10 protein-coding genes are annotated in these 13377 nt (G+C 50.1%); all 10 read right to left on the reverse strand.

What is annotated here, in order from left to right; translation table 11 throughout:
* Positions 1 to 59 precede the first annotated feature (59 nt).
* Positions 60 to 2315, reverse strand: coding sequence for an outer membrane beta-barrel family protein (locus tag BDD43_RS11215; RefSeq protein WP_121197753.1), 2256 nt, complete (start codon positions 2313 to 2315; stop codon positions 60 to 62).
* Positions 2316 to 2372: 57 nt separating this feature from the next.
* Positions 2373 to 3530 carry a helix-turn-helix domain-containing protein gene (locus BDD43_RS11220; protein WP_121197754.1) on the reverse strand — a complete coding sequence of 386 codons (1158 nt, stop codon included), beginning with the start codon at positions 3528 to 3530 and terminating at the stop codon, positions 2373 to 2375.
* A gap of 72 nt (positions 3531 to 3602) precedes the next feature.
* Positions 3603 to 4178, reverse strand: coding sequence for a GNAT family N-acetyltransferase (locus BDD43_RS11225; protein WP_121197755.1), 576 nt, complete (start codon positions 4176 to 4178; stop codon positions 3603 to 3605).
* 12 nt (positions 4179 to 4190) lie between these two features.
* Positions 4191 to 5594: a serine hydrolase domain-containing protein gene (locus BDD43_RS11230; RefSeq protein ID WP_121197756.1), complete on the reverse strand. Its 1404-nt coding sequence runs from the start codon at positions 5592 to 5594 to the stop codon at positions 4191 to 4193.
* Between the two features lie 138 nt (positions 5595 to 5732).
* On the reverse strand, positions 5733 to 6512 hold the full coding sequence (locus BDD43_RS11235) for a helix-turn-helix transcriptional regulator (RefSeq protein WP_121197757.1): 780 nt from the start codon (positions 6510 to 6512) through the stop codon (positions 5733 to 5735).
* Positions 6513 to 6550: 38 nt separating this feature from the next.
* Positions 6551 to 6790 (reverse strand): hypothetical protein, encoded by a 240-nt coding sequence (locus BDD43_RS11240; protein ID WP_147425618.1) that lies wholly within the window; start codon positions 6788 to 6790, stop codon positions 6551 to 6553.
* Positions 6791 to 6890: 100 nt separating this feature from the next.
* Positions 6891 to 8069: a threonine aldolase family protein gene (locus BDD43_RS11245; protein WP_121197759.1), complete on the reverse strand. Its 1179-nt coding sequence runs from the start codon at positions 8067 to 8069 to the stop codon at positions 6891 to 6893.
* Positions 8070 to 8282: 213 nt separating this feature from the next.
* The gene (locus BDD43_RS11250) at positions 8283 to 9032 is read right to left on the reverse strand and encodes a hypothetical protein (protein WP_121197760.1); all 750 of its coding nucleotides are present in this window, start codon (positions 9030 to 9032) and stop codon (positions 8283 to 8285) included.
* Positions 9033 to 9047: 15 nt separating this feature from the next.
* A complete protein-coding gene (locus BDD43_RS11255) occupies positions 9048 to 12248 on the reverse strand; it encodes a TonB-dependent receptor (RefSeq protein ID WP_246001546.1) in 3201 nt (1066 codons plus the stop codon).
* 162 nt (positions 12249 to 12410) lie between these two features.
* Positions 12411 to 13370 carry a FecR family protein gene (locus BDD43_RS11260; RefSeq protein WP_121197761.1) on the reverse strand — a complete coding sequence of 320 codons (960 nt, stop codon included), beginning with the start codon at positions 13368 to 13370 and terminating at the stop codon, positions 12411 to 12413.
* Positions 13371 to 13377 lie beyond the last annotated feature (7 nt).

Raw genomic sequence — 13377 nt, forward strand, 5'->3', positions numbered from 1 at the left:
AAGTTACGGATTCCTGTAAAGGGGACCCGGTTTTTAGACGAAAGCGGCTGCTGCATCGATCAACTACCGCTTCTTCCTTTTTCATCCTCATCACCGCGGTTGCGCTCCCGGGTCTGGCGTACCTTGTTATTGCCAAAGCGCCAGCTGAAATTCAGCGAGACCCTTCGGCTCTCAAAAGTGCCGAGGTCGGTATATTGCAGGCTCCCGAAATTCACGCTGGTATAATTGCGCTGGGTCTTGAAGATATCACTGATACCGATCCGGAGCGAGGCCTGGTCGTTAAAGAATTTACGGCCGATACTGGCGCTGGCATTGGCGGTGCTTTGCTGGGAATAGATCAGGTTTTGTGAAGCGGAGGTGTAACGCCCGCTTAACTGTAACTGGTATTTGCCAGGCAGCGTGATGCGCTGGCTGGTGGAGAACTGGTAGCGCCATTTACCCTGATCCAGCCTGCCCTGGAACAGTTCGCCGCTAAAATGGTCATTACCGATATTCGCTTTATTCAGCATATTCCACCACTTGGCGATCTTCAGCGGGTAGTTCAGGTCGAAATTCAGCGTGTTCATGGTGCCGGTATTCGCCGGGCTTTCCACCAGGATGTCACCCGATTGCCGGTACACCGTACTGAAATAATCCGTTGAATGGTTGTAAGAGCTCACTAATGTGATGCGGTCATCAAAAGTGTAGGTCAGTTCCGCCTGGTCGTTGCGCTGCACGCGCAATCCGGGGTTGCCCGTTTGCTGATTAAGCGGGTCGAGCACATAAGTAAAGGGTTGCAGGTCGCTGTAATCGGGTCGCCTGATCCGGCGGCTCAGTGATAAGCGAAAATGATGTTTACCCGTTGGTGTATAAGTCAAGTATGCTGAAGGCAGCAAGTTAAGGTAACTGGTATCGGGTTTAACGAGTGAACCGGCTTCTCCTTTGGCTTCCGTTTGTTCGGCCCGTAAACCCAGCTGCCAGCCCCAGTGCGCATTAGATCTGGATAAACTGGTATAAACCGCACGGATGTTCTCGTGGTAATGAAAAACGTTCGCGTCCTGCGTGTTGTCCGTTTGCACACCGGCGATCTTCAGGCCGGCCTCCAGCTTCAGCTTGTTTTTCCAGGCATGGCTGTAGTCTGTTTTCAGGGTACTGATCCTGATCCCGGTAGCCGTCTGGTAGTTCAGCCGCGGCTGCCCTGTGGTGAGCAGGGTAATGTTTCCATTCTTGTAAAAGTCGGCCCGGTCAAGATCAATGCTCATGTCCGTACCCAGCGTATCACTGTAGCGGTAGTTCAGATTATAGGTATTCCAGTGGCGCACGTTTGGATTACGGCTGCTGGTTTGATAGCTGTTCGCACCCTGCTGCGAGTAGGTGTCATAGCTGCCGGTATTGGTGCTGGCCTCCCGCTCAACGATGCCGCCAAAGGTACTGTTGTGGCTGATGGCATAGTCCGCAGCTATCCTAAATACCGGGTCACTCCATTTATCCAGGCTGCTGGTTTGCTGATCAAGCGTGCCTGGGTTTAACTGACGGACTTTTGTGTTTTGGGTGAGATAGCCACCGCGGTGCCAGGCACCGTAACCGCTGATGGCCAGTTTACCCGCACCGTAATTTAACAGGCCGGAAAGGTCCGTCCAGTTGTTTGTGCCCTGCGAGGTGCTGTAATCGACATTGCCCGTAAGGCCTTTGACCACGCCGTTGGTTTTGATATTGATGATACCGGTATTGCCGTTCACCTCATATTTGGCGGGCGGGTTGCTCAGGAATTCGACCTGTTTGATACTGCCGGACGGCATCGCCTTCAGCATTTTGGCGAGGTCACGCGGCGTCATTTTGACTACTTTGTCATTGATCATGATCTGCACTTCGGACTTGCCGCTCATCAGTATAGCGTCCTCGTTATCGCTTACCGTGATCCCAGGTGCCAGGTTCAGGATCTCCAGGCCATTGTCGGCGAGCTTTTTGACCTGCGCATTGACACTGATCACCGTGCGGTCGGTTTCCTGGCGGATGATGGGCTGGCGGGATACGATACTGACCTCTTTCAAGGTTTTGGTGTCGGGCCTGAGTCGGATCAGCATACCGGGCTTTAAAGTTTTTACGGTATCGGGCAGAAAACCTGTATAGGTCGTAATGAGATAGTCGGCAGTACCATTATAGTCGAAGTGCCCTTCATTGTCGGTTATCGTAACCTTCACCGGTTTTACCGTATGATATATTTTAATGACCGCGCCGGGCAACGGCTGCCCTTTTTCATCGGTGACCTTTCCGCTGACCTGCGCGAAAGTGCTTAGGCTGCAAAGCAGCAGTAAGCTGAGGAATATTGTTTTCATGCCTCAAAAGTCGGCCGCAGATCAGGGTCAGTCGCTTCAGAACATGATATGACACCACTAATGCTTCTGATAATCTTTCGGTATCACACCGGTCACCTTTTTAAAGGCGCGGTTAAAGGTTGATTTGGAATTGAACCCCGCGTCGTATGCTACGGCAAGTAAAGTGAAGTTTTGATAGGCCGGTTGTTCCAGCAGGCGGATCACTTCGTTGACCCGGTAGCGGTTCACATAATCACTGAAGTTGAGACCATAAGTCTTGTTGATGACTTTACTCAGTAAGGAGGCATTGGTACCGGCTTTCCTGGCCAGCTCGGTTAAGGTCAGCTCCGGTTCCAGGTAAACTTTTTGAATATCCATGAGCTCTTCTATTTTCGCTTTCCACTCTTCCATCCAGCTTTGGTCTTCTACAACAGCTACCGGCGTGTCCAGCAGCAATGGCTCCTGGTAACTTAATAACAGAGCCGGCTCAAAATTCAGCTTGATGATGGGTTTGGCGGCGTAGGCGCTGATCGCCACATAATAAATAATGATCGCGAACGCAAAGAAATAATACCAGGACTTGACATAGAACAACTCCATGAACAAGCCTAATATATGTTCTGAAAGCAGCAGAATGGTCAGCACGGCGAAGGCATACAGGAAGTTGCGCAGCCATTTAAAGCTGGCGGCGTCGGCAAAGGAGAACTCGAACCAGGAGAAGATCACATACTGCCGGTAATAGCGGATGGACAAGACCAGGTAAACCATCAGGCTAGCCGACCAGGCCCAGTTATACCAGTTATCAAAATCCGGGTCGGTATCGCCATTCATTAAATAATAGTGTCCTACGATCAACTTATCCGTGACGACTACAAGCAAAGCCCAAAGGATATACAATGCACCCGGCAGAAAATGCAGCCAGTCCCGCATTTGCAGCCGGTAATGCGCATTGGTCAGGCTCTTCAGGTACAAATAAAGCAGCGGGCCGAAAAAAAGTGCGTGAATAAAGGGCGTGTAAAACAAGACCTCGCGGTAAGGCTGGGTATCATACCAGCCCGCAAATCCTGACATCCAGGGAAAGATGAACAGCGCGGAAAGGAAGAGGAAAGTGCCTAACAGTTTATCGGATAATCTTTCCTGCTGAATGCCTCTTTTCCAGAACAAAAAAGCATAGACCAGCAGGTGCGTGAAAAAGATCAGTAATAACGAACTGCGCAGGCCGAATTGGAAAAGCATCAACGAATATACGTTAATGATCAGTTATTGTGTAAATAACCATTCGGCATGTCTGATCCGGTCTGCGCAGTTTCATATGATCACTTTAGCATCCGCTGAGTTAGCCAAACCCTGATAATCTTTGATGACCAGCCCATAAAGCACAATATCGTAAAATATGCCCGCTTTGCAGACATGTTCCGCTAATTCGCCTTCCCGTTTCATGCCGCAATTTTCCATTACTTTGCCGGAGGCCGGGTTTAGGGCCATATAAGTGGAAGTCACTTTACGTAAGCCCAGATGGCTGAAGCCATAATGTACGGCCGCGCGGACCGCTTCTGTGGTCAGTCCCTTGCCCCAGTAGGGTTCACCGATCCAGAAATTGAGTTCAGCCCGCTTAAAAGCCTTTTCCAGCTGAAGGCCGACGACGCCGATCAGTTGACCGGCCTTGAGCCTGATCCCGAATAAGTAGCGGTTATTGTCCTGAAATCCGTGGTAAGCTTTGTGGATAAGGCCAAGGGCATCGGCTTCTGTGTAGGGATACGGAAGACTCATGGTATAGCGGGAAACCTGCCGATTAGAGGCATGCTGAACGATCTGCGGCAGGTCAGCGGCTTTTAGGGCAGATAAAAGCAATCGCGGCGTTTCGATCTTTGGAAAGGTATGCATATGGAGCCGTAATTATTTTAAGAGGGCTTGCAGCGCTTGTTGCGAATCCTCGTTTTTGGGATTGATCGCCAGCGACCTGCGGTACATGGCGATCGCGTCTTCTTTCCTGCCTGCTTTGGCCAGGGCCTCGCCGTAACTGTTATAAACATTATCACTCTCTGGGTACAGCAGGCAGTTGACCTTCAATGTCTCCAGTGCCTGTGCCTGCTGCTTACCCGCCAGCATCGCGTAGCCCAGGTTGTTCATATCGTCTTCGTTAAGGTTATAACCCGCCGTATCGGCTTTCAATTGCAGCAATAGCGCCATCGCATGGTCCATTCCGTCTTTCATCATCTCCCGCCCGTAGATCTTGCTTAAATTCTTTTTCACCGGGAGCAGCGGCTGCCCGTTTAACGTTTTCAAGGCATTCAGGGCCGTTTTGTACAAGCCCTCGCTACCGGCGTTATCCAGCAGAATCACCGTTTGTTTACGCCCGATATCGCGCAATAGGATCGTTACCGCGCCTTGCATACCCCCGGCATGCCAGACCGTTTTTCCCATCGACTGGTCTTTAAAGATAAACCAGCCCAGCCCGTCAAGTGCCTGGCCCATGCCGCCGATATTCGTCCACACCAGATTATCTGAACCGTCTTTCCATTTATCCGGAGAAAACGCGATAGCCAGCGTAGCTGGTTTTAACAAGCGGTTTCCGTACAGCGCCTGGTCCAGTCTGAACAGATCTCCGGTCGTGCTATACAGATTACTGTGACCGAAGGCCTCTTCTGTATAATTCACCCTTATTTTTTCAGGTGCATAGCGGGAAGCATAATCATAATTATTTGCCGTAGCGGCTCTTGCAGCCGTTTCTGGTAGTTTAAGATAAGTATCGTTCATACCGGCCGGCCCGAGGATGTTTTTTTCCAGATATTGTGCAAAAGTGGTGCCCGAAACTTTTTCTACCAGGTTAGCCAGCAATTCATAACCCAGGTTGCAATACCACCATTTTTGTCCGGGCGAAAGTTTCATTTTAACATTGGCGGCTGCGATGACCGGCAGGAGATCCCGGTTATTGGGTTCCCGGTGGTTTTTCTTTTCAAAATCAGCGAATGCGCCGTCCAGGTCTTGGTCCGAAAGACCGGAACTATGCGACAACAATCCCCGTATGGCAATGTCCTTATAGGGGAATGACGGGAAGTATTTGCTGTACGCATCGTCGAGTTGCAGCTTGCCTTTCTCATATTGTTGCAAAACGGCGATAGCGGTAAAAACCTTGGATAAAGAGGCCAGCTGAAAACTGGTTGACGGGTCATGTAGCTTTTTTTGCTCGAAGTCGGCCAAGCCGAACGACTGCTGGTAAATTATTTTGCCCTCCTGCGCCACAAGAACGTTCCCGTTGAGCAGGCCTTGGGCTGCCGTGGCGCGGAACATGCTGTCCATATGCTTCCCTGAGTCTTGTGCCCCTGCACTTAAAGTGCCTGTCGCCAAAATGCCAGGATTAAAAATTGCTTTTTCATATCTTATTTTTTGACAAAGCTAAGGCAGTGTTTAACCGCAAAATAGAACAGATTTAGCCGCTCAGAGCTTTTCGAACTTTTTGGGCAGCATCCCGGTGGCGTCCTTGAAGCTGCGGATAAAATGGCTCTGGTCGGCAAAGCCGCAGGCATGGCAGATTTCCGATAGGCTGTAATGCCCGCTGCGGATCATGGCCAGGGCATGCTGGGCTTTCAGTTTACGCATATACGCTCCTAAAGTACAGCTAAAAAAGTGATGGAAGTATTTGGAGAGCGTGACCGGGTGAACTTCAAATTCGGCGGCAAGTTCAGCCAGCGTGGGCCATTGGTCCCACTGGTCATGCAACAAGTCCTTTAATCGGATCAGCCAGTCAGGTGTTGATTTTCCTGCTTCCTGGGTAAAGCTTAACAACAACAGGTGGAGGCTGTCCGATGAAGCGGGGCTCTTAAATACGGTTTCATGGAACAGCCTGGTAAATTCAAGCGAGGTGAGCCTTCCTGAATTTAAGGCCCGGGCGATCTGCTCTTCGGTAATATCGTAGCGGCTAAAAAAGGTGTCGTCGATCTCCAGGTTCAGGTTACGTGAAGGAAATAGGGTATGGTCATTCCGGTGCAGTTCCTGGCTATGGTAAAAAACGACCTGCCCGGCCAGCAGTGCCTGTTCACCGCTTTTGCGCTTTTCGAGGTTGCCGCCATTGAGGACAAGGGTGAGGTGCGCACGTTCATGCGCGTGCCAGCCGTTGAATACCTTTTCGCTGTAGGCTGTATCTATAAAGCTGAGCGCGCTTTGACTGTGATACGGCCTGTTTATCCCTAAGTACTGCCCTTTTTCGAGGTTGATCATATCTGTTTTTCACGTTAAAGGTATGGATTTGACAGGAATTATTTCCGGTGTGTTCCGCCTAAACGGCTTTGATAAAGTAGGGTATCTGAGATTTCCCATCGGTTATTATCGCGAATGAATTTGATGCCAAAACCATTTTGCAGTTCATTGTCTATCTTAAAGGTGGTATGAGCTTCGGCCCCCTGCAGCGCAAGTTGGTTATAGAATTGTTGTACGACCGACCGGTAAACAATAATCACGGAAATGGCAAGGGCCAGGGCGCTGTAGATTATAGTCATCCGGCTAATTTTAGGCCCTTCCGCGCTGCTAGGCAAAGCGGCCATAAAAGTGACCATCAATACGGAAAGCCCGATCAGGATGTCAAAAAATAACTACATGTTAACGTTTGGCTGATGCCGCCAAAGTGTCGCGGAGTAAATGGATCAGTTGATTGATGTCGGTATCAAGCAAAGTCTCGTTGACCTGAAGGCGGATAAGGCCCTGTGCGTCAGGATTCCGGATCAGGATCTGCTGCTCACGCAGGAGGCCGCTGAAACGCTTTCCGTCGATCGTGTTATCGGGTGTCAGGTAAAATATGTTGGTGCCGTTTTCCAGTTCGGTAGCCTGAAGACTATTGACTTTGTTCATCGCGCTGATCAGTTCCTGCGCCTTGGTCAATGTTTTTTTTAACCTTTCGGGTAAGCCTTCCAGATGGTAAAGCGCCATGGCGGCATTGGTCCAGTTGCTATAGATGGTGCCGCCGTGGATCTTAATGAGGTGCCCCATTTTATCGATCAGGGATTTTTCACCCGCCAGGACCGCCCCGCCGCCTGCACCTATATACTTATAAAGGGACAGGTAGACCGTATCAAATAATTGTGCGTAGTCGGCAATGCTCACGCCGCTGGCAGCGGCAGCTAAAAACAAGCGTGCGCCATCCAGATGCAGTGGATATTTATTCTGCCTGCAAAATGCCGATATCTTTCGCAGTTCCTCAAATGGGATATGCCTGCCGTCCGCACGACGGACGGGATTTTCAATTGCAATTGCACCAAGGCCGCTCTTAAAAACTTCATGTTCGTTATCGTAAGCTATCCCCTCCTGAAGCTGCTGCAATGTAAAATAGGGCGCTTCTTTAGCCAAAGGGATAAGTCTTTTACCATAGACGCTTTGTGCCGCATCAGCTTCATCACGGAAAATATGGCTGTTATCCGGCAGGTATATTTTTGTATTGGTCCCGCTTAACAGGGATAAAGCCAGTTGATTGGCCATAGTTCCGGTCGGAACGTAAATCGCAGCTTCTTTCCCGGTCAGTTGCGCCAGCTTTCCTTCCAGTTCCGTAACGGCACCGCCCTTCCCGTAGACGTCCGGTTTAATGCCGCGCTTGTCCAATAGTTCTTGTAGTTTTTTTACGTAAGCTTCCGGAGTGTATTCTGGGCCGTCCGCGACAAAACTTATCGCTAAGCCGGGTTTTTGAGGGATGGTATTGCCAACTTGTGCGAACGCCCGAAACGTGGATGCCATCACGGGTAGTAAGCCCGCACCACTTAACTTCAAAAAGTTACGTCTTTTGATCATTCGAGTATCTTTCAGCCACCAAATAAAGGTTTTGCTACGTAGGAAAATAGAACAGGATTAGCCAGATAAAAATCCATCGACAATTAAGACGGTATTTTTTAATTAGCGATAAGCCAGATCAATTAAACGGTATTTGAACGAAAGACCTGCTACGGGTAGAAAGGCAGCGCCTAAAACGCTGCCTTTAGTATTCCGTATAATTGAAAGTGATTTTTAAAGTTCGGTTGCATCCGCCTGGTAAGAGCCGTAAGGCAGTGACAGTTTAAAAATAAAGAAGGCCCCGCCGTGATCCGTTACTAATATAATGAACGGGTAGCCTGACGGCGGTATAATATCCTCGCCGGTTTTAGCGTCTACTAATTTGCCCAGATAAAAATACGGATTGCCATCAGGGTCGGTAAATGGCAGCGTAAATACCTGCGGGTTCAGCTTGTTTTTCTGCAGATCATTGATGGCATATTTATAATCAGGCTCGCCAGTGTTAAAATCTATCGGCCCGAATTTTAAGCTCACGGGATTGCCCGGATGCAAGGTATTATCAAGCTCAGAATAAATTTGGAATGCAGTAGAATCGGACGCTACGGTGCGCTTATTGATAAAACCGCCGCCGAAGACGGTACTGTTCAAGATGTTCAGTTCCACGGTCTGGTTCTCCGGGATCAGGATGGAAGAATCGGCAATGAGCGAATCGGTGCCGGTTTTATAGAGTTTCAGGTCATTTTTGCCGACGTTTAAAACAAACACAGCCCCGCCTCGCTGGGTATTCGGTACGACCTGCCCGAGCTTTTTGCCATTCAGGTAAACATCTACAGGAGAAGAACCCGGCAACTGGCCCATCAAGAAGCTGAGTTTGCCGTAATAAGTAGACTCGCTCAGCTTGCCTTTCTGGCAGGCGGCGAAGAGGGCTGTTATCGCGAGCGACAGGATCAGCAGCCGGTATCTGGTGATGAAGTTCTTTTTCATATGGAAGATTTGCTTTTAAAATTTGTAACTCAGGGTCATACTGTAGGTTCGGCCGGGTTTAGATTCATATTCAATATTGTCAATCCCCTGCTGGTAGCCCAGTTCTTTGGTACTTGGATTTTCTTTACGGTCGATACTCCCGTCATCGTAACGGTTGTAATACACTACCTGGTAACTGTTCAACAGGTTGCTTACATTCAATTTCACCTCTGCATGCCGGCCCAGGAAGCGGTAAGCTACCTGTCCGTCCAGTGCTACCAGCGGCCTTTCAAATAAAGACTGGCTGTAATCTGCATTAGGGCGGAACAGGCGGTTGCTGACGCTGTTGTAAACCAGGCTCAGCCCGAAAGCATCGCTGTCGTAATAGACACCGGCGTTATACATGAAATTGCTTGCACCCTGCTGGGGGCGGTGTTGTGATTTACCGATGATTTCCCGCGGAATGATCTTTAAAGGATTCAAAGTATCTACGCCATTGTAATCCATGCCCATCGGTGTCACATAAGCGTCCATGATGGTCGCATTGCCGTAAAGCGTCAGGTTGCGGATAACCGGTATACCTGTAAACGCCAGTGATTTCCTGAATTCTACTTCTATCCCGGTGTTACGGGCCGATTTACTGTTGGCCAGCACGTAGGCTGTTTTATCAGCGCTCCGGTTGATCTCCATCGGGTAAGCCAGGTCCTTTCGGAACAGCGACAGGGAAAGGATATCACCAGCTGCAGGGTACCATTCATAACGGAAGTCGTAATTATTGATGGTGGTGGAACGCAGGAAATCGGCCCGGTACAGGTCGCCCAGTTCAAAGTCGTACTCCTGGAAATAATTGAGCTCCCGCAGGTCCGGCCGGATGATGCTTTTGGCAAAACCCAGGCGCAGATTCATCGTTCCGGTGATGCTGTAGGTCAGGTTGGCCGAAGGGAAAAAGCGCAAATTCGGTTCGATATTTTTGAGCAGTGTAAAATCATACTTTTCGCCGGTCCCGCGCCCGGTATTGATTTCCTCGAACAGCTTGTCAAGCGTCTGGTTAACCTTATTAAGGTTGTAGTATTCCGCCCGGCCACCCCATACCAGCCGGAATTTACCTAAGCGGTCATCCAGCATGACATAGCCGGCCTGCAGGCTGGCTGTCCGGCGCGAATCGTCACCATAACGGCTCGGCTGGAATGTTACCCCGTGTTCCGGACCGAAAGCCTCATTCAGCGGTAGATAGTTCTGGTCTTCGTTTTCAAACAAGGTGCCGACATTCAGCACATAAAACATACGGTCCTTGCGCCAGCCGGCATAGCCCGCTTTAACGGTGTTGGTTATGGTTTTAAATTTAAAAGGGGCCGACAGACTGATATCCCAGCTGAGATCCTTTTCAAAGGCACGGTTCCAGGTGCGCAGGGAACCGTACTGGCTATGACCGCCGCCCGCCCCGGCGATATTGTAAACACCTGCCCCGGAAGAATCCTGTACACCCAAAGCCTGTAAAATATGATTGTCCGGCCTTTCCCGGTCAAGCGTCAGGTAACTGCCCATCCATTTTAAGCGAAGACCTTTTTTGTTCAATGCGTGTTCGCCTTTCAGCTGGTTGATCAGCATACTGGTCTGCGTCGTCAGGTCGAAATAACCCAGTTCACGCTGGGCATAGATCCCGATCAGCAGGGGCTGGTCGAGCGTGCGCAGGTAAACAGTCTGGTAACTCAGCTGGTTAGCCTTGTCTTTATAGCCCACGCCGACGAGTGCGCCGATATTCGTGGTAAATCCGTAACGCTTACCCGTAAACGCGTCAAAGCGCCTGCCGGAAGTATCCCCCTCAACACCGCCTTCCGAGCCATAATTCCGGGTCATCCGCACGTCCTGTACCGCCAGTGTATTGCGATAGCTCAGCGAAGCTACGGCACCGATACGGCGGCTGCTGTCTAAAGCGAACACATGCCCGGCAGAAAACTGGTAGTTTTGTGAAGGCTGTGCCTTGAAATGATACAAACCCCAGTTATTGGCCAGTACATTTGGCCCGTTGGCTGCCTGAAAGGCTTTGACCGCGTCCTGCGGGTTGTTCCACTTCAGCTGACCGGCATAGTTGCGGTGGCTGGATACCTGCGCAAAGTATTCCTTACCCTCCAGTTGCTGGCTGATGAAATCTTTGCCGGTGGTTTTATCGTTGATAGCCGCTCCTGCCGAGAAATTCAAAAAATTAGCGTTCGGCACGCTGATCGTATTCACATTCACCAAACCACCGCCGAATTCCGCGCTTTGGTCCGGGGTGATGGTCTTCGAAACCGTTACATTCTCGACCATATTCGCCGGAATGATGTCAAAGCTGAAGTTCTTGCGGTTGAGCTCCGTACTGGGCATCACCAGGCCGTCTAAAAGCGACTGGTTATAACGTTCGCTGAGGCCGCGTACGACAACGTATTTGTTTTCCATTGTGGCTAGGCCGGTCACCCGTTTCAATACCTCGCCGATATTCTTGTCCGGCGTGCGGGCGATCTGCTCGGCGCTGATACCGTCGGTGACACCCGCAGCGTTCTTTTGCCTTGCGTATAAACCCTCCACAGATGCTTTCTTAAAATTAGCGGTGATCACCACCTCATTCAGCGCACTGGTGGCAGGCTGCATCGCGATTTCCAGGAACGTTACTTTGCCCTCGGCCACGGCGATACCGGTGATCCGTTTTGTCTGATAGGAAATAAAGGTAATCTCCAACGTATAATTGCCTGCTTGCAGGCTCAGCGAATAGCTGCCGTCCACCGCGCTTTGAATGGCGGCACCTGTTCCTGTTACTTTAATGGTTGCGCCCGGCAGGGGCTGTCCCTTTTCGTCCAGCACCCGGCCGGCGATCCGGCCGGGTGCTGGTGGCTTTTGCTGCCGTGCGATTACAATGGTATTATTAATTACTTTATAAGTATAGCCCTTAGGCGCGAAGAAACCGCTCAATACCTTCCCCAGCGGCTGACCACTGGCATTCAGGTTATATTGGGTATCATTATCCATATTACCGACCATCAGCAGCTTCACTTTGGCCGCTTCTTCCAGCTTTTGTAAAATATCAGCCATGCCGCTGTGGCTTACATGCAAGGAAACAGGCTGTTCCAGGTTAACCTGCGCGTTAGTTGTTGATGCCAGGGAAATGCCCGCGAGGCTCAATAAGGTGGTGACCACCAGTACGGAAATTTTCATAAAGAAACTCCATTGATAAAAAACCTTTTTAGGTAGTTTTAAATTCATTATGTTTAAAAAATAAAGTGTTAAATTCCTCGTGCCGGGCTGCTGCGTTCTCAAGGCGGTCGCATCCCACACGTTTTTTGGCATTTTTGCACCCCCGCTTTGCGGGGGTTGTTTTTCTTCTTTTCTATCTCATATATTTCATCGTTTTAATTCAACCATCATTTAGTTACAACCCTTGCCCCGGATCTCGTAGCCGGATTCCGTTTTAATGACCTTACCATTGACCGAATAACTCAGCATTTCCAGTAGTTTTTCCAGCCGGTCATGTTCAAAGGTGCCGTAAATGCGGCAATGGCGCATACTGGCGGCAACACCTACTTTCACCCCGTATTTATGGTACAGGTCCAGCAGTGCCTCCGACAATAAAACATTACGGTAAACCAGCCTGCCGGTTTTCCAGGCAGTGGCATCGGCAATGGAAGTACTTATTTTTGCGATACGACCGGTATGCTTCTCGTAATTGACTGCTTGTCCCGGTGTCAGGAATTCGGTAGCGCCACCCTTGTGATAAACACCCACCTTGCCTGTTGCTACCGCAACGACGGCTCCCGCGTCATCGGGATATGCCTTGATATTAAAGCTGGTGCCCAGTACCTGGGTATTAAGCGTTCCGGCATGCACGATAAAGGGCCGGTCCTTGTCGTGAACAACCTCAAAAAAAGCTTCTCCGTTTAAGATGATCTCCCTGGTTCGGCCAAAGGTCTGGGGGTAACGGATGCTGCTCCCCGCATTCAGCCAGATCTCAGAGCCGTCCGGTAAGGCGATCTTTTTCACTTCGCCGTAAGCTGTACGGCTGGTTTGATAGGCTATTGGTGCGGACGGCGTATGCTTAGCATTACGGATACTAAAAAAGGCGATGGAACAAATGAGCAGCAAAGATGCCGCTATCCCGTACCAGTAGGGGTAAGCCATGCGCCGGACCTTGTTATTTTCCCGGGTAATCACGGCATTATAAATTTCCGCTTCCAGTTGCGCGTGATCGCCTACCGCTTGCTGATCCCAGTCCGAAAGACCTGTCTTTTGCAGTCCGTCAAACCATTTTTCCAGCAACTGCTCCTCAGCAGGCGTGATGGTACGCTGTTGCTGCTTTTCAAAAAGTTCGAGAAATTTTCTGCGATCCATGTTACCT

Origin of the sequence: Mucilaginibacter gracilis (genome assembly GCF_003633615.1) — a bacterium.
GTDB classification, from domain to species: domain Bacteria; phylum Bacteroidota; class Bacteroidia; order Sphingobacteriales; family Sphingobacteriaceae; genus Mucilaginibacter; species Mucilaginibacter gracilis.

Excerpts from the sequence above, each read along its gene's own strand:
- BDD43_RS11215 (WP_121197753.1), bottom strand. The coding sequence starts at position 2,315 with ATGAAAACAATATTCCTCAGCTTACTGCTGCTTTGCAGCCTAAGCACT.
- BDD43_RS11220 (WP_121197754.1), bottom strand. The coding sequence starts at position 3,530 with ATGCTTTTCCAATTCGGCCTGCGCAGTTCGTTATTACTGATCTTTTTC.
- BDD43_RS11225 (WP_121197755.1), bottom strand. The coding sequence starts at position 4,178 with ATGCATACCTTTCCAAAGATCGAAACGCCGCGATTGCTTTTATCTGCC.
- BDD43_RS11230 (WP_121197756.1), bottom strand. The coding sequence starts at position 5,594 with ATGGACAGCATGTTCCGCGCCACGGCAGCCCAAGGCCTGCTCAACGGG.
- BDD43_RS11235 (WP_121197757.1), bottom strand. The coding sequence starts at position 6,512 with ATGATCAACCTCGAAAAAGGGCAGTACTTAGGGATAAACAGGCCGTAT.
- BDD43_RS11240 (WP_147425618.1), bottom strand. The coding sequence starts at position 6,790 with ATGACTATAATCTACAGCGCCCTGGCCCTTGCCATTTCCGTGATTATT.
- BDD43_RS11245 (WP_121197759.1), bottom strand. The coding sequence starts at position 8,069 with ATGATCAAAAGACGTAACTTTTTGAAGTTAAGTGGTGCGGGCTTACTA.
- BDD43_RS11250 (WP_121197760.1), bottom strand. The coding sequence starts at position 9,032 with ATGAAAAAGAACTTCATCACCAGATACCGGCTGCTGATCCTGTCGCTC.
- BDD43_RS11255 (WP_246001546.1), bottom strand. The coding sequence starts at position 12,248 with ATGAATTTAAAACTACCTAAAAAGGTTTTTTATCAATGGAGTTTCTTT.
- BDD43_RS11260 (WP_121197761.1), bottom strand. The coding sequence starts at position 13,370 with ATGGATCGCAGAAAATTTCTCGAACTTTTTGAAAAGCAGCAACAGCGT.